The sequence below is a fragment of the Marinobacter salicampi genome (assembly GCF_011074795.1).
GTDB classification, from domain to species: Bacteria; Pseudomonadota; Gammaproteobacteria; order Pseudomonadales; family Oleiphilaceae; genus Marinobacter; species Marinobacter salicampi.
Genome location: NZ_JAAMPF010000029.1, coordinates 132,265 through 148,804 on the forward strand (window position 1 = coordinate 132,265; position 16,540 = coordinate 148,804).

Below are 16,540 nucleotides of genomic sequence, written 5' to 3' on the forward strand. Positions count from 1 at the left end.
GTGATGCATGACTGACTGGACCTCTATGCTGCCCTGGGCATTGACCGCCATAGCAATGGTACTGCTGTTTGTTCAGGGGGGCCTGGCGCACCGACGACTTGGTCAATTGCGCACCCAGCTGAAGGATCGATGTGATGACCTTGGCCGTGAGCTCCACGCTACCGGCAGCGGCAGCATGGGCGTAGGCCATCGCGTGGTGGCTTGCGAGCGCCAGTTGCACGAGTTACGCCGGGCCATGGACGAAATGCGTCAGAACGACCCCTTGCGCGTGTCCTATGATGAGGCCTCGCGCCTTGTGGAGCTGGGGGCTGACATTGACGATCTGATGGATACCTGTGGTATTTCGCGTCCGGAAGCGGAGCTTGTCATAGCGCTCAAGCGGCGGCAGGCTGCCTGACACGAACCGAGCTATTATTCAGTCTGAGCCCCGGCGTCGGCCGGGGTTTTGCCTTGCAGGTTGAAGGCAAAAGCAAGAATTTCTGCAATTACCCGGTAAAGTGTGTCCGGGATTTCTTCATCCAGGTCCAGTCGGGCCAGGATCGCTGCGAGCTCGGGGTTTTCATACAGTGGCACTCCATGTTCCCGGGCGATTCGGATAATCTCCTCTGCAATGTCGTCCATGCCACTGGCCGCGATGGTGGGGGCCCGTTGGCCATCGTATTTTAATGCCACCGCTGCACCACGCTCCGCTTTCGGTTGTCCGCTCTCCGCCTGTTTCGAGTTTTCCACATCTACCTCCCTGATTTCATGGGTTCTGGCTGCCAATCCGCTATACCAGTCTGGCCGGGTTCAGGCCCGGGTATCCACCAGTCGCTGTTCCAGGCGGGTTGTTGCGGCCTGGGGGCTGCCGCGCCTGCATTCCAGGTCGACCACGTCAAGGCCCAGTTCGCTAAGCCGCGTGCGCAATGTGCCCATTTGCGACTGGACCTGTCGAAGGGTAGCCTGCTGTTCAGCCCAGACCCGGGCAGAAATCTGTGCTTCCCGAAGCGCCACTTCGAAAAATACTGGGCCGGCATCGTCCAGGTCCAGGGACAGGCTGAAGCGCCATTCAGCCACCTTCGGTTTACGGGCACTGTCCTTCTGCTCAGGACCCTGGCGGTCATGGTCGATTCGCAGTTGTGCGACCCTGGGTTCGCCCTGGGGATTAAGCCACGGCAGCTCCAGCAGGAGCGTTGCCGGTACCGGGGCTTCGGCAGCCGTCCGGTTGGTCAGCACCTGGCTGTGGAGCTGGTTGACGGTAATGCGGTTGAGCATGCCAGCCAGCAGTCGGAGCATCTGGCCCGCATCCATGGGTTCCCGACTTGAGGTGGCCGCCGGTGGTACAAAAGCATTGGGAAACTGAAGCGGGGCCTGAACAAGTTCCTGGCTGACCAGCGGGGTATAGCGGTTGAATGCTGCAGTATCGGCTCCCTGTTGGGCGAGCAGCGAGCTAACGATCCGGCCCAGGGCCAGCTTCAGGTCTGCCAGGGGGGCCTCTGGTGTTCGAACAATCCGCGCTTCGGCAAATACACCGCTTTCTACGATCCAGCTCTTGATACGGGCAGCCGTGGCTTCTACTTTGCCAGGAACAGCATTACCCAGGCTCTCGCTCGACGGCAACTGGTTCACGAGCTGAAGGATCGCTTCTCGAACTGCCATTGGTAGCGGCTCGCGGCCAGCCGGTCCGGCCACGGTTGCCTTGGCAAAATTTGTAAGGACGGCATTCAGCTCTGAAAGTCCCACATCCAGCCGTTGCTGCCAGGGCAGTCGTTGGGCCAGAGCCTGGGCGATGCGTGCTTCCGGGGCCGGAGCCAGCTTGCCCAGTAATTGCAGTTCGTTACCTGCCCGCATGAGCTTGACCCAGTCACCCGCTTCCAGGGAGGTCTCGCCCATCATGGTCATTACGGTCAGGCTGCGCCCCTTGATGTCCAGTATGGCCTGCTCCGGCAAACCATTGCCTGAAGTCAGTAACTGAGCGACCCGGGCCAGCACCGCTTGCCGGTCCTGCAGCTGGAGTATGTCCAGTTGCCTGGCCGCTGTCAGGGGTAGGCTGGTTGACTCACCCACCTGTGCCGGCGAGCTTCCAGGGGTGTGGGGGCTTTTGGTGCTGTCGACGGGGGTGGGGGCGAGCCCACTGTCAGGTAACCTGGTGACCATTCGAGCATGTCCAGTTGACTTGCAGGGTGGGTAATCGCCTGCATATTTCGTTATAATACGGACGCTTTAAAGGACCTTAGGCCATTCCCGCACCGGATGCGAAACGCAATCCCTTTAATATATTCAAGGCCGTGCCATACCCACAAGTTGCACCCTGCTGGAGCACTGATGTCCGAGCCTCTTTTACAGGCTGTTGATCTGCACTGCGAGCGTGACGAACGCATGCTTTTCAGTGCTCTCAATTTTTCCATAGTGCCCGGGACCATCACCCGTGTCGAGGGTCCCAATGGCTCGGGCAAGACGACTTTGCTGCGCTTGCTGGCAGGCCTCCACGACGGTTACAGCGGCCGGGTGCTCTGGCGTGGGGAGCCGAGATCGGCTCGCCGGGAGGAGTTCCTCAGGAATCTGCTCTACATTGGCCACCGGCCGGGCGTGAAACCGCTGTTGACTCCCCTGGAGAATCTCCAGGCCATTTTTGCCGGCCGCCATCCTCACAGTAATGAAATTCTTCGTGCTGCCCTGGACAGCTCAGGCCTTGCGGGGTTTCACAATGTTCCCTGCCAGAATCTGTCTGCCGGCCAGCAGCGGCGAGTGGCACTGGCGCGTCTGCTGGTGTCCGATGAACCTCTGTGGATTCTGGATGAAGCCTTTACAGCTATTGATCATCGGGGAGTCGGTAACCTTGAGCAATTGTTGGTCCAGCGTGCAGCCTCCGGGGGCGCCATTGTCCTGACAACCCACCACCCCCTGGAGGTACCGGGTATGCAGCGAGTAATGCTGGGGCAGGTGATATGAATACCGTCACCGGCCCTGCGCTGGCCATTGCCAGACCGTCCGTCGGCTTGGGTGCTGCCATGATGGCAGTGCTCAAGCGTGATCTCCGGGTCAGTTTCAGGCAAAGCCAGGACCTGCTCAACCCACTTCTGTTTTTTGTCATGGTGGTATCCCTCTTCCCCTTGGGGGTTAGCCCGGAAGTGGCATTTCTCCGCCAGGCAGGGGCGGGTATCCTGTGGGTAGCCGCCCTGTTGGCGACATTGCTGGCGCTGGACCATCTGTACCGCCACGACTTTGAAGACGGCACCCTTGAGCAGCTGATGCTTCAGCCCCAGCCCCTGTTTCTGTTGGTATTAGCGAAGACTCTGGCACACTGGCTGGTGACCGGTCTGCCATTGGTGCTGCTGGCCCCGGTTCTGGGAGTAATGGTGCACCTGGACGGGAACTCTATCGGAATTCTGTGTCTAACGCTGCTGATTGGAACGCCGGTACTGAGTCTTGTTGGTTCGATCGGTGCAGCGCTGACTCTGGGGCTTAGGTCTGGGGGAGTTCTGTTGTCTCTCTTGATTATTCCCTTGTATATTCCCGTGCTGATTTTTGGCACCGGTACGGTAATGGCGGCTACGGACGGAGCACCGGTGGGGGCCTATCTGGCCCTGATGGGGGCTTTTCTGGCCCTGGCCCTGACCCTGGCCCCGTTCGCATCAGCCGCTGCTTTGAAAATCAGCCTGTCGTCCAGCTAAGAGGATACAACGCCTGATGTGGCAATTTTTTCACAAGCTAGGGTCGCCGAAATGGTTTTTCGGCATCGCTGACAGGCTTATGCCCTGGCTGTTGCTGAGCGGTCTTTGCCTTGCTCTTGTCGGCATTGTCTGGGGCGTTGGTTTTGCGCCAAAAGATTACCTGCAGGGCAACAGCTACAGAATCATTTTCATTCACGTACCCACGGCCTTCCTTGCGCAGTCGGTCTATATAATGATGGCTGTGGCTGCCGTGGTAACCCTGGTGTGGCGAATGAAGCTGGCCGACGTTTTTATCAAAACGGCCGCCCCGGTGGGCGCCGTTCTGACATTTCTGGCCCTGTTTACCGGTGCTGTCTGGGGCAAGCCCACCTGGGGCACCTGGTGGATATGGGATGCCCGGTTAACCTCAATGCTGATTCTGCTGTTTCTGTACTTTGGCGTGATTGCTCTCGGTGCAGCGCTTTCGGACGAAAAGTCTTCGGCCCGGGCGGTGGCCGTGCTGGTGCTGGTCGGTGTTGTGAATATTCCAATCATCAAGTATTCCGTTGACTGGTGGAACACTCTGCATCAGCCTGCCACGTTTAAACTCACTGAAAAGCCGACCATGCCAGCGGAAATGTGGATGCCCCTGTTGCTGGTTGTGTTGGGCCTGTACCTGCTGTTTGGCTGGCTGGCCTGCTATCGCATGCAGACCGAAATCCTTCATCGCGAGCGCCGTACCCGATGGGTAAAAGAACGTCTGCAGCTTGGTGGAGGAGCCTGAGATGGCTTTTGACTCATTTCAAGCGCTGATGCACATGCAAGGTCATGGGGTCTATGTCTGGACCTGCTATGCCGTGTTTTTTGTCCTGATGGCCCTGTTGGCCATCTGGTCCGTCCGGCAGCGCGCCCAGCTGATCCGCCGTCAGCAGCGTCAGTCAGCCCTAGATGCTCGCCAGACAACCCGGGGACAAAGTCACGGGGGCGGCATAGTAAAAACCGGCGAATTTACACCGATCAATCAAACGCGGACCTGAACCTAACATGCACCCGATACGAAGAAAGCGTCTTATCATTGTTCTGTTCCTGCTGTGCGGGCTGGGCCTGGCCATTGCGCTGACCACCTATGCGTTAAGGCAGAATATCAGCCTTTTCTATGACCCAAGCCAGATCACCGGTGGCGAGGCGCCATCGGATAGACGTATTCGTGCTGGTGGCATGGTAGAAGAAGGATCGGTCGTGCGTGATCCCCAGAGCCTCAAGGTGTCGTTCCGGGTAACGGATTACGAATCGTCCGTCACCATGGAGTACGTGGGTATTCTGCCAGACCTGTTTGCTGAGGGGCAGGGCGTGGTGGCAACCGGGACATTGACCCCCGGCGGGGTATTCGTCGCAGACCAGGTGCTGGCAAAACATGATGAGCAGTATATGCCTCCCGAGGTCAGCGAGTCGCTGGAGCGCGCAGCCATGCGGCAAAAAAGCCAGGAGGCAGCCAGCCCGGATGCGTCTTCCTCTTCGTATTAAGTACTCTGTAAACCGTTCACATACATAACCAGGCTCACCACAGGAGAAACTGATGTTTCCGGAACTTGGACAGTTTTCGCTGATACTGGCATTGCTGCTCGCCGGTCTGCTGGCGACAGTTCCCCTGGTTGGGTCACTGACCGGACGGGACAGTCTTCAGGCCTTTGCACGACCCCTGGCCGCCGGCCAGTTTGTCTTTGTCGCGGTTGCTTTCGGCATCCTGACCCATGCCTTCATGGTGGACGACTTCTCGGTTGCCTATGTAGCCAATAACAGCAACAGCATGCTGCCCTGGTACTACAAGTTCAGTGCGGTGTGGGGTGGTCATGAAGGTTCGCTGCTGTTGTGGATGCTGATTCTTGCCGGCTGGACCATTGCCGTGGCGGTATTCAGCAGACGTCTGCCGGCCACCATGGTGTCCCAGGTTTTGGCAGTGATGGGCATGGTCAGCGTCGGCTTCCTGCTGTTTCTGCTGGTGACATCCAGTCCGTTCGAACGCCTCATTCCCAATGTGCCGACAGACGGTGCTGACCTGAACCCGCTGTTGCAGGACTTCGGTCTGATCGTGCATCCGCCGATGCTGTACATGGGCTACGTGGGCTTTTCGGTGGCCTTTGCCTTTGCCATTGCGGCTCTGATCAATGGCCGTCTGGACGCTGCCTGGGCCCGCTGGTCGCGGCCCTGGACCACCATAGCCTGGGCCTTCCTCACCCTGGGCATTGCCCTTGGCAGCTGGTGGGCCTATTACGAGCTTGGCTGGGGTGGCTGGTGGTTCTGGGACCCGGTCGAAAATGCCTCACTGCTGCCCTGGCTGGCCGGTACCGCCCTGGTGCATTCCCTGGCAGTTACCGAAAAACGAGGCGTTTTCAAAAGCTGGACAGTTCTGTTGGCAATCCTGACGTTCTCCCTGAGTCTTTTAGGCGCCTTCCTGGTAAGGTCTGGCGTGCTCACTTCCGTGCATGCCTTCGCCTCTGACCCCGAGCGGGGCAGGTTCCTGCTGGGCCTGCTTGCATTTACCATCGTCGCAAGCCTTGCCTTGTATGCCTTCCGGGCGCCGGTGGTGCATTCACGGGTACGCTACGGATCGTTTTCCCGCGAGGTCTTCCTGCTGCTCAACAATGTGCTTCTGATGGCGGCCATGTTGCTGGTTCTGGTCGGCACGCTCTATCCGCTGATTCTTGATTATCTGGACATGGGTCGGCTCTCTATTGGCGAGCCATTCTATAATCTGACCTTCAGTCCGGTCGCCATTGCCATCGGCCTGCTGATGGGTGTGGGGGTTTTCTCGCGTTGGAAGAAAACCGATCCCGGCTGGCTTGGTCGCCATCTGCTCTGGCCGGCGGCCTGGAGTCTTGTGCTGGCCACTTCGGTGGTGCTGTGGTTTGGCGGTTTCGAACCCTGGGCCTTCATAGGCTCATTCACCGCCGGCTGGGTTGCGGTAACAACACTTCAGGACCTCTGGCAGAAATCGGCCTCGCGCAAGGGGCGCTGGCACGGCATGCGTAAACAGAGCCGAAGTTACTTCGGCATGGTCCTGGGCCATCTCGGTGTGGCTATAGCCATGATTGGCGTTTCGGTTGTGGCCAACTATGGCGTGGAGCGTGATGTGCGAATGTCCCCCGGGGACACTGCGAGTATCGGTGAGTTCCAGTTCGAGTTCGTGGCCATGGGCAGTCGTCAGGGGGCGAACTTCACGGCCCAGACCGCGCAAATTGACATTACCAGGGACGGCAACCGGGTCTCCACCGTTTATCCGGAGAAACGCAGGTATAACGTTCAACGCAGCGTCATGACCGAGGCAGGTATTGATGCAGGCCTGTTCCGGGACCTTTTTGTGGCAGTAGGGGAGAAGGTGGACGATAAAGCCTGGGCCATACGTCTGCAGTACAAGCCGTTCATTCGGTGGATTTGGCTGGGGTCGTTGTTTATGGCCATTGGTGGCGTGCTTGCGGTTGCCGACCGCCGGTACAGGATCAAGGATCGGAAAGCAGCTGCGAATGTATCGTCACCTGTGCCGGACAAACCGGTGTCGGCCGGACCGGCGCCTGAGGTGTCTGCATGAGGCGTGTCCTGCTTTTCATACCCGTGGTGCTCGCGATCATACTGGGCCTCGTTCTGGCGGCGGGCATCGGTAAGGACACCACCACACTGGAGTCCGCGCTTATAGGCAAGCCGATGCCTGAGTTCCAGCTTGCGGATCTCAGGACTCCGGATACCCAGCTGACCAATGAGGTTTTCAAAGGCCAAGTAAGCCTGCTGAACGTCTGGGGAACCTGGTGCCCGGCCTGCCGTGATGAGCATCCGGATCTGTTGTGGCTGGCCCGGGATAAAGGTGTGCCGATTGTCGGACTGAACTATAAGGACAACCGCTCCCAGGCTATCGAGTGGCTGGATACCCTTGGCGATCCCTATTCCACCAATCTCTATGACCCCCAGGGCAAGCTCGGGTTTGATCTAGGTGTCTATGGGGCGCCGGAAACCTTCGTTGTTGATCGTCAGGGCGTCATACGCTATCGCCATGTCGGCGTCGTGGACGAGAAAGTCTGGGAAGAAGTCCTGGGACCGCTGGTACGCAAGTACCGGGAGGAGAGTTGATGTTCCGTTTCATCCTTCTGCTATGCCTGTTGTTGCCCTTGGCGGGAATTGCCGCCGATGGGGACCTGTACCCGTTTGAATCACAGGATGAACAGGACCGGTTTCGCACCCTCACCAAGGAGCTGCGATGCCCGAAGTGTCAGAATCAGAACATTGCTGACTCCGACGCACCTATTGCAAAGGATATGCGTGAAGAGGTCTATCGCATGGTGAAGGAGGGCTCCAGTAACGACGAGGTGGTCGACTCCCTGGTGTCCCGGTTCGGGGAGTTTGTGCGCTACAAGCCCGAGTTTGATGGCCGCACCCTGATGCTATGGGCCACCCCGGTCATTGTGGTGTTAATGGGCCTGGGAATCGTGATCTCCATTGTGGTCCGTTCCAGACGCAATACCGAAACGGACAGCGCGCTCAGCCCGGAGCAACGGCAGAGGGCTGACCGGATTCTCAAGGATTCCGACCCTCAATGACGGGTTTTCTTTCACCGATCTCGTAATGGCTTTCCTATGACAACCACCTTCTGGATTGCGGCAGTGGCCCTGACTGGCCTGGCGCTGGCGTTCGTAATTTTTCCTCTTGTCTTCCGGCAACCCGAAAGACGCGCAGAAGACGACCGGCGCCAGCAGAACCTGATGGCCTATCGGGGCCGCATGGCCGAGCTTGATGCCGAACATCAGGCCGGGGTCATAGACGACGACAACTATCGGCAACTCCGCGACGAATTGGCGGGCAGCCTGCTCGACGAAGTCGACACAGACGGTGCCAGTGCTACTGCTACTGCGCCCGACAGGCGCCGCGCCAGTGCCAGAGTGGTGGTGCTCGCGAGCGTTTTACTCATACCCCTTGCCGCGGTTTTTCTCTATCAGCAATGGGGGTCCCTTGATGACGTCGAGCAATGGCTGGCGAGCCAGGACATAGCGGACGGTTCCGATCAGGACCGGGCACGGGAAATGGCCCTGTTGGCCGACAAGCTGCGTGAACGACTGGTGGAAAGTCCTGACAACCCTCAGGGCTGGGCCATGCTGGGGCGGACCTACATGAGTCTTGAGCGCCACGGCGACGCGGCCTGGGCGTTTGAACAGCTGGCGCAAGCTTCTGATGTTACTGAAGAGCAGGCAGCAGCCTGGGGCCTGTCTGCCCAGGCAGCCTTTTACCAGAGCCGCGGCCAGATGACGGAAGCGGTAACCCGGGCGATCGACAAGGCACGCAGTCTTGATGCGGATGAGGTCAACGCCCTGGGCCTGCTGGGAATTGATGCGTTTGAGTCAGAGAATTTCGAACTGGCAATTTCCTACTGGGAACGAATCACTGAGGTAGCGCCCAATCATCCGCAGTTGCCGTCCATCAGACAGGGTATTGCTGCTGCCTCCGAAAGGCTCGGGCGTGAAGTGCCCCGGTCGGATTCAACGCCGGAGGTGTCCGATCGCGGGGTTACGGTGCGGGTGACTCTGGATCCCGCCTTTGAGGATGAAGTAGCGGATGACACGACCTTGTTCATTTTCGCACGTAACCCCGACGGCCAGGGCGCTCCCCTTGCCATAGTCCGCCTGACGGCCTCCCAGCTGCCTGTGGAGCTGCGTCTGGACGACAGCCGTGCCATGTCTCCCAACGCCCAGATTTCCGATGCCAATGAAGTGATTGTGACTGCGCGTCTGTCCCGTTCCGGAAGCGCGGAGCCCCAGTCCGGTGATTGGCAGGGCAGTACAGAAGAGGCAGTGTCGGTCACAGGGGACGATGACTCCCCGGTTGACCTGACCATCGACAAGCGTCTTCGCTAGCAGTGGCACCGCTCCGTCACTGGTGTCAGGAGCGGTAGGACTCGGGGTACAGCGGGGGCAGGCGGCTCTGGCCGGTCTTGGCATTACCCTGTTCGCGAAGTGCCTGAAGCTCTTTGACCAGACCTGAGCCGTCCCATCGCGAAGCCTTTTGCGCTGATCGGCTGAAGTGGTAGGCCTGCAGTCGGTCGATCTGGGCTTTGAGTTCAGGCCTGCCGGACCACCTTACAGCCTCCGAGACGGTGCTGAAGTTTTGGCCCGGTTGTGCGGCGTTCAGCCATTTCGGAAACAGGTCGAGGGCGGCAATTTCACCATGGCTTGCAGCCGAGCACAGCCGGGCAAACAAGGCCTGTTCGCCCGCATTTGCCCCATTGTCCTGTGCAGGCTCTGAAGCCCTCCCGGCGCGTTTGCGCATGAATACAACAGTCAGGGCCCATCCCACCGCCAGCGCACCAGCCAGCCAGGGCCAGAAGCCACGGTAAGCCTCCGGCTGCGCGTCAGGGGCAGCGGCCGGCTCCGGCCTTTCCACCGGCTCAACCTGTTCGGGCGACAGCGCCGGCTGGTCCGAGGTTCCGCCCTGGGCTGAGACGGTCACTGTGCGGGCCGGGATAACCGCCACCCGTTCTTTGTCCGCCGTGGTGTCCCACCAGGGCAAGCGTACCTCGGGCAGGGTCACGGTGCCCGGCTCAACCCCCACGATAGCCATGGTCTGGGTGAGGGTGCCGATAACCGTCTGGTTATCAACCTCCGTTGATGTATCCGGATTTTCAGGGTAGCTCCGCAGACCCGCAGGCGTCGTCAGGGACAACGGCGGCAGGGCCTCGGCCTGAAGCCCCTCGGCCTTGATTGTCAGCGTCCGGGTGAGGCTCTGGCCAACGTCAAGGGTGGTCTGGTCCGGGACACCACTGTCACTCAGCGTCAGTTCTTTTGCTGGCAGCCAGGTATCGCCGCTGAACTGGTCGGGCGCCGGTTTTACCGGTATGTCGAACAGTTGGGCGGTGTCGCGAACGAACCTGAGCTGGCCGTTATTATCCCTTGTCTGCCCGTCAAACCGGATGGCTTCCAGGCTTAGCTGGCCCTGCTCCTGGGGGTAGATGGCATAACGGCGCTCGACGACGCGAAAACGGCGCCCGTCAATGAAGCGGTTGAATTCTTTCTGGTTACCCAAGGATTCGATCAGGGCATCGGGATGGGCCGGTTCGGACAGTTCACCCCGGATCAGGTTGCCGGCAAAAAACAGTCGCACGGTCAGTACGATCTGTTCCTGAACGTAGACCTCGTCCTTGTCGGCAGCCAGTTCGATGAAGGCATCGCGCGCCGGCGCTGCACTGTCCGGGGCATTGCCCCCGCGCACTTCGATGGTGACCGGTTCCGACCTGTCGCCGTTGAAATTGAGCGGCGGTATGGTGAGGTCGCCTGTTTTTACGGGGGCGAGCTCATAGGTCCAGGTGATTTCTGCCTGGGTTTTGCCATTGACCGTGCTGATACTGTATTTCTGATTCTTGCCCAGGATCTCGAAATTCTCTTCCAGCTTCTCGATGTCGGGGGCCGGAAGCTCCAGGCTGCCCAGGTTGAACAGCATGTCGAAGTTGATCGACAGTTCCATCTCGCCGACAACTTTCACAGTCAGGGTTTCATTCTCATACAGCGCCGTTCGATCCGGCTCAACCCTGAGGTCGGCAGTGGCCTGCGCAGGTGTGATGGCAAGGTAGATCAGGGCCACTACGGCCATCAGGGTAAGACGTCGACTTACCATGGGGTATCGCTCTCATCAGGTTGGGTTGCACGTTCACGGTACTGCTGCTGGAACTTGCGCCGCAACAGGCCGCCAGGATCGTCCGGAATCCGTCTTAGCCATTGCTCCTGGCCCTGGTCCAGTTGGGGGCCCTGCTCTTCGGCGGCTTCTGCGTTCTGGTCAGTTCCGGGTTCCGGGGTCCCGTCCAGTTGCCGGGGTTGCGCCGGCTGGGGCTGCTCCTGGTCGTCGCCATCGCCTTCGTTCTGCGCCCCCGGCTGCTGATCATCGGCCTGCGAATCCTGCTGCTGGTCAGACGATTGCCCGCCCTGGTCCTGCTGACCCGAGTCCGGACTTTCAGAGGCATCGGAATCCTGATCGCTTTGTTGATCACCCCGCTGGTCACCCTCTTTATCACCCTGCTGCTCACCGTCCTGATTCTGGCTGTCCTGGTCCTGATCCTCGGACTCGCCTTCGCCGTCCTGTTGCTCCTGCTGTTGTTGCTCCAGTAGTTCCTCCACAATTTCTGCATTATGGCGGGCGTCTTCGTGGTTTGGGTCTGCAGCCAACGCTTCTTCAAAAGCTTCCTTGGCTTCTTCCAACTTACCCGCACGGGTTAAGGCTATGCCTCGATTATAGTGGGCGTCAGCACCAGGGGCCTGTTCGAAAGCCTCAGCCGCGGCGTCATAGTCTTCCGCCCGGTAGAGCGCGCTGCCCCTCCAGGACGGATCGTCGAATTTTTTGGCAGCTCGCTCCGGGTCCTGTTCGATCAGGGCCTGCCCCCGTTGGTCTGGCCGCTGCCACAGATCGGCCCACTCCAGTGCGAGGGCTGGCGAGGGCACAGTCGGGGCGACCACCAGAACGGTCGCCATCAGTGCGCCTTTGCGCCAGCTAAGCAGCAACAACGGCAAGGCCAGCCAGAGCAGCCAGTAGCCGTCATCCTGCCACCGGCTGACCGTGAGGTCCTGCTCAGTCTCCTCCCAGCCTGAAGCGTTCCCGGCCAGCAAGTCGAGGCTGTTTATGTCGGTGTTGTCGACGGTCAGGCTATGGCTGCTGCCGCCGGTCCTGCTGGTAAGCTCGGCCAGTGCCTCGGGATCAGCCTGAACCACAACTATGTCACCATTGTCGCGGACGAACCCCTGCTTGGGCAGAGGAATGGGACCGCCAGAACGTGTCCCGACCACCAGCGCGTAGAGAGGGTAGGGGCTGCCCTCGAGTTCGTCACGGATGGCGTAGCGGTGGCTCGCCTGAATGTCATCGGTTATGAGAAGAATCCGGCCTTTGCCCCGGGCCCCGCGCTCAAGAAGTTCCCTGGCTCGGGCAATGGCCAGATCGGCCCGGTTGCCGGTGGCAGGCATCATGATCGGGTCGAGTACGCCCAAAAGCCCCTCTATGGTTTGCCGGTCGTCGGTCAGGGGCGTGACCACATGGGCGTCGCCGGCATAGACCACCAGTCCGGTCAGGCTGCCTTCCCGTTCGCCCAGCAAGTCCCGTATCTTGCGTTTTGCCAGGGTCAGGCGGTCCGGCTCCACATCGGTCGCCAGCATGGAAAGGGACAGGTTCAGCACAATGACCAGGCTGTCATTCTGCTGCTGCAGGGGTGTGGGTGCTTCCCGCCAGGCCGGACCGGCCAGAGCCAGGCAGAGGATCAGCCATGCCGCCATCAGGGGCGCGGCGCTGAAGCGGGAGGGGGAGCTGGTGGTTCCTCCAGAGCGGATCAGCGGTTTCAGCAGTGCTGCTGGAATAATGCGGGCCCAGCCGCTCTGGTGTTGCTTCACCTGCCTGGCAGCAGCCGGAAGGAGTGGAATAGCCAGCAGCAGCAACAGCCAGAGCGGCCGCAGAAAATGCAGATCATCCATAAGACTTCTCCCGGCGACGTGCAGCCAGCAGAAGACCTGCCTGCATCAGCAGCCAGATCATCACCGCGGCACCGGCGAACCAGACGTAAAGCTCGGTTACCGGGCGGTATTTCTTGCCCTCGAGTTCAATAGGCTCAAGCTGGTTGATGCTTTCATAGATCATTTCAAGTTCCGGCAGGCTACGGGCCCGAAAGAACTGGCCCCCGGTCTGCTCCGCAATACGTGTGAGCAGGTCCTCATCAAGGTCCCTTGACGGGTTGATCTGCCTGGACCCTAGCAACCCTCGCTGGATCATACTCTCGGCCCCAATGCCAACGGTATAGATACGCACCCCGGCCGCAGCCGCAATTTCGGTGGCTTTGTCCGGTGTTAGTTCGCCAGCAGTATTGGCACCGTCGGTCAGCAGTATCAGAACGCGCTGGTCCTGGGGCCGGTCACGGAGGCGCTTGACCGCAAGACCGATGGCATCGCCAATGGCGGTGGCGCGTCCAGCCATACCGATACCGGCCTCGTTCAGCAAGGTGCGAATGGTGGCGTGGTCAAAAGATAGCGGGGCCTGTATGTAGGGTTGGGTACCGAAAAGAAGAAGACCGATCCGGTCTCCTTCCCGGCGCTGGATAAAATCGTTGAGCACGTATTTGACCGCTTGAAGACGGTTGATCCGGCGTTGCTGGATGATCATGTCCTGCTCTTCCATGCTGGGCGAGATGTCCACGGCCAGCAGCAGGTCGCGCCCGGTGACCGGGAGGTCCACGGTTTCGCCTACGTGCTGTGGCCGGGCGAGGGCGATGACCAGCAGTAGCCAGGCCAGAAGTACAACCAGGCGTCGCCAGAGGGGCGTCTGCTGTCCTGACCGGCTGACCCCTGGCAGATCCTGGAGCCAGTGCGCCACCGGTACCACCGGTGCTTCCACTGGCTGGCTGGCCCGGCGCCGTAACCTCGCCAGCAAAGGCAGGGCTGCCGCAAGCAGCAGCCAGGGATAAGCGAAACTCAGCATGACTGCGCCCTCAGCCAGGACCGCGCCGCCTGTTCGGCCTCGCCGAAAGGTACCGTTGCCCCGGGCCGCCAACTGCTCTCCACCAGGCCCAGGAGCAGTGGCTCGTCAGAACTCCTGTTGTGCCGGCCGGTCTCCATCAGAAACGCCACCCAGCTATCACCTGTCAGGGCCTCCGGCCTGCGCTCGGGGTAGCGTGCGCGGGCAGCCCGCTTCAGAAGCAGATTGAGTTGCTTCAGTTTCTGGCCCTCAGACCCGGGCATTGCGTTTATATCGTCCAGCTCACGCCTGGCCTGTCGCAGCCATGCATTACGACGGCGGCGCCGCCAAAGCCAGATGGCCAGGCCGATGACAAGAGCCAGGACAACAGCAGCCAGCAGCCACCATCCCGGCGCCGGGGGCCAGAACCCGCCTGGCTCGGGAAGATGGATGTCGCGCAGGTCTTTGAGGGGATCGGTCTGCATAGGGCTCATCTATCCAATACGACCGCGGGGGCCAAGTATGAGCCGAAGGCTCTGTCCCGGGTCGTCTGCCGTGGAGATCGTGCGCGAACCAACGGCCGAGGTACGGAAACAGCTGGCCAGGGCCTGTTCATGGGCCACGACACGTTGCTGGAAAGCCCTCTGGAAACGCGGGTCCGAGCCGTTGAACCAGACCGGACCGTCGGGGCCGGCAACGGCAAAGCGGCCATGGTCCGGAAGTTTCTTCTCCAATGGGTCGACAATTCGCAGTGCGGTGACGGTGTTATGCCGTGACAGCGCGCCCAACAGTCCCGGGGTCTCATCACTCAGGGTCAGAAAGTCGCTGATAATGAAGACCCTGGAGCCGGTGTGAACCACCCGTCGGGCTTCCTGGAGCGCAACGTCAAGAGAGCCTGCGTCAGGATGGCTTTCAGTGGCTGTGCCCTGGTGTTGGGTGTCAGGACCCTGTTGGTGCCTGGCCAGGGCATCAAGCAGTTGCAGAACATTCTTCTTGCGTCGGGCAGGCCGGAGAACATTTGTCCCGTCCTCTGAAAAAACAATGCCGCCAATCTGGTCTCCGGCCCACAAACCAAGCCAGGCAATGATCGAGGCTACCTGGGCACATCGGACCTGTTTATAGGCCCCCTGACTGCCGAAAAACATGCTGGACCCCAGGTCGCAGATCAACAGGACGGGACGCTCCCGTTCTTCCTCGTAGAGTTTTGTATGGGGCTTTTGACGGCGGGCCGTCACCCGCCAGTCGATGCTGCGAATGTCATCGCCCGGCTGGTAGAGCCTGACTTCAGCAAACGCCATCCCCCGGCCACGCTGGGACGAAACCTGCAGGCCTGCCTGTCGGGTGCGGACCTGGCTGGCCCCTGGCAGACGCAGGGCACGAGCCTCCGCCTGGAGCCGGATCAGGGCCGGCAGGTCAGTCTGGATGAGGGCGCTCTGGACCCCTTGAGCCGGCACGGCCATGTCAGGCGGCGACCGGAACACAATCAATCAGGCGCTGGATGATGGCATCCGGAGTCATGCCTTCGGCTTCGGCTTCAAAGGTCAGCAATAGCCGGTGCCGGAACACATCAAAGGCCATGGAACGGACGTCATCGGGGCTCACATAGTCCCGGCCATCCAGCCAGGCCTTGGCGCGGGCGCACCGGTCCAGGGCAATGGTACCCCTGGGGCTGGCGCCGAATGCCGTCCAGCGGGCCAGTTCCGGATCCAGGCTGCCAGGGTCACGACTGGCGAGTACCAGGGCGAGGAGGTAGTCTTCGACCGCCTCTGCCATGTAGATTTCACTGATGGCCAGACGGGCCTCAAAGACCTGTTCGGCACTTACTTTCACCACGGATTGGGGTATTCCCTGACGGTAATCTCTCCGGGCCAGGTGCAGTATGTCTCTTTCGGCACTTGCAGACGGATAATGGATGGTCACATGCATAAGGAAACGGTCGAGCTGGGCTTCCGGCAAAGGGTAGGTGCCTTCCTGCTCAATGGGATTCTGGGTGGCCATCACCATGAACAGCCGATCCAGCGGAAAGGTGCGCAAGCCCACGCTGACCTGTCGCTCCCCCATAGCCTCCAGAAGTGCCGACTGAACTTTGGCCGGCGCCCGGTTGATCTCATCGGCCAGCACCAGATTATGGAAAATGGGTCCTTTCTGGAATTCAAAGTCCCCGGTTTCGGGGCGATAGATCTCGCTTCCGGTAACATCCGATGGCAGCAGGTCGGGTGTGAACTGGATTCGGTGGAAGTCTCCTTCCAGATGGTCGGCCAGGGCCTTGATCGCGGTTGTCTTGGCAAGACCTGGCGCGCCTTCCACGAGCAGATGGCCGTCGGCAAGCAGAGTGATCAGAAGACGTTCAACCAAAGTTTCCTGGCCGATTATCCGTTTTGCTAACTGAGCTTTTAACTCACCAAACGTATGCTGAAGAGACATTGGCGGGGAATACTCCTGAATCATCTGTT

General features: G+C 60.1%; 18 protein-coding genes. 10 read left to right on the forward strand and 8 right to left on the reverse strand.

The window, feature by feature from the left end:
• Positions 1 to 7: 7 nt before the first annotated feature.
• Entirely contained in the window at positions 8 to 397 is a 390-nt protein-coding gene (locus tag G7W63_RS16770; RefSeq protein ID WP_166260926.1) for a DUF2802 domain-containing protein, read from the forward strand.
• 14 nt (positions 398 to 411) lie between these two features.
• Here G7W63_RS16770 and G7W63_RS16775 read toward each other — a convergent pair whose 3' ends face one another.
• Positions 412 to 729 carry an EscU/YscU/HrcU family type III secretion system export apparatus switch protein gene (locus tag G7W63_RS16775; RefSeq protein WP_166260929.1) on the reverse strand — a complete coding sequence of 106 codons (318 nt, stop codon included), beginning with the start codon at positions 727 to 729 and terminating at the stop codon, positions 412 to 414.
• A gap of 60 nt (positions 730 to 789) precedes the next feature.
• The gene (gene fliK / locus G7W63_RS16780; protein WP_166260932.1) at positions 790 to 2,136 is read right to left on the reverse strand and encodes a flagellar hook-length control protein FliK; all 1,347 of its coding nucleotides are present in this window, start codon (positions 2,134 to 2,136) and stop codon (positions 790 to 792) included.
• Positions 2,137 to 2,304: 168 nt separating this feature from the next.
• On the opposite strand from fliK, the gene ccmA reads away from it, so the two are divergent.
• The 9 genes from ccmA to ccmI are packed head-to-tail and all read left to right on the forward strand — an operon-like array spanning position 2,305 to position 9,526.
• A complete protein-coding gene (ccmA, locus tag G7W63_RS16785; protein WP_166260935.1) occupies positions 2,305 to 2,931 on the forward strand; it encodes a cytochrome c biogenesis heme-transporting ATPase CcmA in 627 nt (208 codons plus the stop codon).
• A complete protein-coding gene (ccmB, locus tag G7W63_RS16790; RefSeq protein ID WP_166260938.1) occupies positions 2,928 to 3,653 on the forward strand; it encodes a heme exporter protein CcmB in 726 nt (241 codons plus the stop codon). The genes ccmA and ccmB overlap by 4 nt, the downstream gene beginning before the upstream one ends.
• 13 nt (positions 3,654 to 3,666) lie before the next feature.
• Positions 3,667 to 4,416, forward strand: coding sequence for a heme ABC transporter permease CcmC (gene ccmC, locus G7W63_RS16795; RefSeq protein ID WP_278185430.1), 750 nt, complete (start codon positions 3,667 to 3,669; stop codon positions 4,414 to 4,416).
• Between the two features lies 1 nt (position 4,417).
• Entirely contained in the window at positions 4,418 to 4,669 is a 252-nt protein-coding gene (gene ccmD, locus G7W63_RS16800; RefSeq protein WP_166260944.1) for a heme exporter protein CcmD, read from the forward strand.
• Between the two features lie 7 nt (positions 4,670 to 4,676).
• Positions 4,677 to 5,156: a cytochrome c maturation protein CcmE gene (ccmE, locus tag G7W63_RS16805; protein ID WP_166260946.1), complete on the forward strand. Its 480-nt coding sequence runs from the start codon at positions 4,677 to 4,679 to the stop codon at positions 5,154 to 5,156.
• 52 nt (positions 5,157 to 5,208) lie between these two features.
• A complete protein-coding gene (locus tag G7W63_RS16810) occupies positions 5,209 to 7,218 on the forward strand; it encodes a heme lyase CcmF/NrfE family subunit (RefSeq protein WP_166260949.1) in 2,010 nt (669 codons plus the stop codon).
• On the forward strand, positions 7,215 to 7,751 hold the full coding sequence (locus G7W63_RS16815) for a DsbE family thiol:disulfide interchange protein (protein ID WP_166260952.1): 537 nt from the start codon (positions 7,215 to 7,217) through the stop codon (positions 7,749 to 7,751). Before G7W63_RS16810 ends, G7W63_RS16815 begins: the two co-directional genes overlap by 4 nt.
• Positions 7,751 to 8,218, forward strand: coding sequence for a cytochrome c-type biogenesis protein (locus tag G7W63_RS16820; protein ID WP_166260955.1), 468 nt, complete (start codon positions 7,751 to 7,753; stop codon positions 8,216 to 8,218). Before G7W63_RS16815 ends, G7W63_RS16820 begins: the two co-directional genes overlap by 1 nt.
• A gap of 36 nt (positions 8,219 to 8,254) precedes the next feature.
• Complete coding sequence (gene ccmI / locus G7W63_RS16825) at positions 8,255 to 9,526, forward strand: c-type cytochrome biogenesis protein CcmI (RefSeq protein ID WP_166261009.1); 1,272 nt, start codon at positions 8,255 to 8,257, stop codon at positions 9,524 to 9,526.
• A 25-nt stretch (positions 9,527 to 9,551) separates the two neighbouring features.
• Here ccmI and G7W63_RS16830 read toward each other — a convergent pair whose 3' ends face one another.
• Genes G7W63_RS16830 through G7W63_RS16855 form a run of 6 tightly spaced genes read right to left on the reverse strand, consistent with a single transcriptional unit; the run spans position 9,552 to position 16,511 of the window.
• Positions 9,552 to 11,279 carry a BatD family protein gene (locus G7W63_RS16830; RefSeq protein ID WP_166261012.1) on the reverse strand — a complete coding sequence of 576 codons (1,728 nt, stop codon included), beginning with the start codon at positions 11,277 to 11,279 and terminating at the stop codon, positions 9,552 to 9,554.
• Positions 11,273 to 13,114, reverse strand: coding sequence for a VWA domain-containing protein (locus tag G7W63_RS16835; protein ID WP_166261015.1), 1,842 nt, complete (start codon positions 13,112 to 13,114; stop codon positions 11,273 to 11,275). The genes G7W63_RS16830 and G7W63_RS16835 overlap by 7 nt, the downstream gene beginning before the upstream one ends.
• Positions 13,107 to 14,111: a vWA domain-containing protein gene (locus tag G7W63_RS16840; protein ID WP_166261018.1), complete on the reverse strand. Its 1,005-nt coding sequence runs from the start codon at positions 14,109 to 14,111 to the stop codon at positions 13,107 to 13,109. Before G7W63_RS16840 ends, G7W63_RS16835 begins: the two co-directional genes overlap by 8 nt.
• Entirely contained in the window at positions 14,105 to 14,572 is a 468-nt protein-coding gene (locus G7W63_RS16845; RefSeq protein ID WP_166261021.1) for a DUF4381 domain-containing protein, read from the reverse strand. The genes G7W63_RS16840 and G7W63_RS16845 overlap by 7 nt, the downstream gene beginning before the upstream one ends.
• Before the next feature lie 9 nt (positions 14,573 to 14,581).
• Positions 14,582 to 15,547, reverse strand: coding sequence for a DUF58 domain-containing protein (locus tag G7W63_RS16850; protein ID WP_166261024.1), 966 nt, complete (start codon positions 15,545 to 15,547; stop codon positions 14,582 to 14,584).
• Between the two features lies 1 nt (position 15,548).
• On the reverse strand, positions 15,549 to 16,511 hold the full coding sequence (locus G7W63_RS16855; protein WP_166261027.1) for an AAA family ATPase: 963 nt from the start codon (positions 16,509 to 16,511) through the stop codon (positions 15,549 to 15,551).
• Positions 16,512 to 16,540 lie beyond the last annotated feature (29 nt).

Bases quoted from the DNA above. Each gene is read 5' to 3' on its own strand.
- G7W63_RS16770 (WP_166260926.1), top strand. From the start codon at position 8: ATGACTGACTGGACCTCTATGCTGCCCTGGGCATTGACCGCCATAGCA.
- fliK (WP_166260932.1), bottom strand. From the start codon at position 2,136: ATGGTCACCAGGTTACCTGACAGTGGGCTCGCCCCCACCCCCGTCGAC.
- ccmA (WP_166260935.1), top strand. From the start codon at position 2,305: ATGTCCGAGCCTCTTTTACAGGCTGTTGATCTGCACTGCGAGCGTGAC.
- ccmB (WP_166260938.1), top strand. From the start codon at position 2,928: ATGAATACCGTCACCGGCCCTGCGCTGGCCATTGCCAGACCGTCCGTC.
- ccmD (WP_166260944.1), top strand. From the start codon at position 4,418: ATGGCTTTTGACTCATTTCAAGCGCTGATGCACATGCAAGGTCATGGG.
- ccmE (WP_166260946.1), top strand. From the start codon at position 4,677: ATGCACCCGATACGAAGAAAGCGTCTTATCATTGTTCTGTTCCTGCTG.
- G7W63_RS16810 (WP_166260949.1), top strand. From the start codon at position 5,209: ATGTTTCCGGAACTTGGACAGTTTTCGCTGATACTGGCATTGCTGCTC.
- G7W63_RS16815 (WP_166260952.1), top strand. From the start codon at position 7,215: ATGAGGCGTGTCCTGCTTTTCATACCCGTGGTGCTCGCGATCATACTG.
- G7W63_RS16820 (WP_166260955.1), top strand. From the start codon at position 7,751: ATGTTCCGTTTCATCCTTCTGCTATGCCTGTTGTTGCCCTTGGCGGGA.
- ccmI (WP_166261009.1), top strand. From the start codon at position 8,255: ATGACAACCACCTTCTGGATTGCGGCAGTGGCCCTGACTGGCCTGGCG.
- G7W63_RS16830 (WP_166261012.1), bottom strand. From the start codon at position 11,279: ATGGTAAGTCGACGTCTTACCCTGATGGCCGTAGTGGCCCTGATCTAC.
- G7W63_RS16835 (WP_166261015.1), bottom strand. From the start codon at position 13,114: ATGGATGATCTGCATTTTCTGCGGCCGCTCTGGCTGTTGCTGCTGCTG.
- G7W63_RS16840 (WP_166261018.1), bottom strand. From the start codon at position 14,111: ATGCTGAGTTTCGCTTATCCCTGGCTGCTGCTTGCGGCAGCCCTGCCT.
- G7W63_RS16845 (WP_166261021.1), bottom strand. From the start codon at position 14,572: ATGCAGACCGATCCCCTCAAAGACCTGCGCGACATCCATCTTCCCGAG.
- G7W63_RS16850 (WP_166261024.1), bottom strand. From the start codon at position 15,547: ATGGCCGTGCCGGCTCAAGGGGTCCAGAGCGCCCTCATCCAGACTGAC.
- G7W63_RS16855 (WP_166261027.1), bottom strand. From the start codon at position 16,511: ATGTCTCTTCAGCATACGTTTGGTGAGTTAAAAGCTCAGTTAGCAAAA.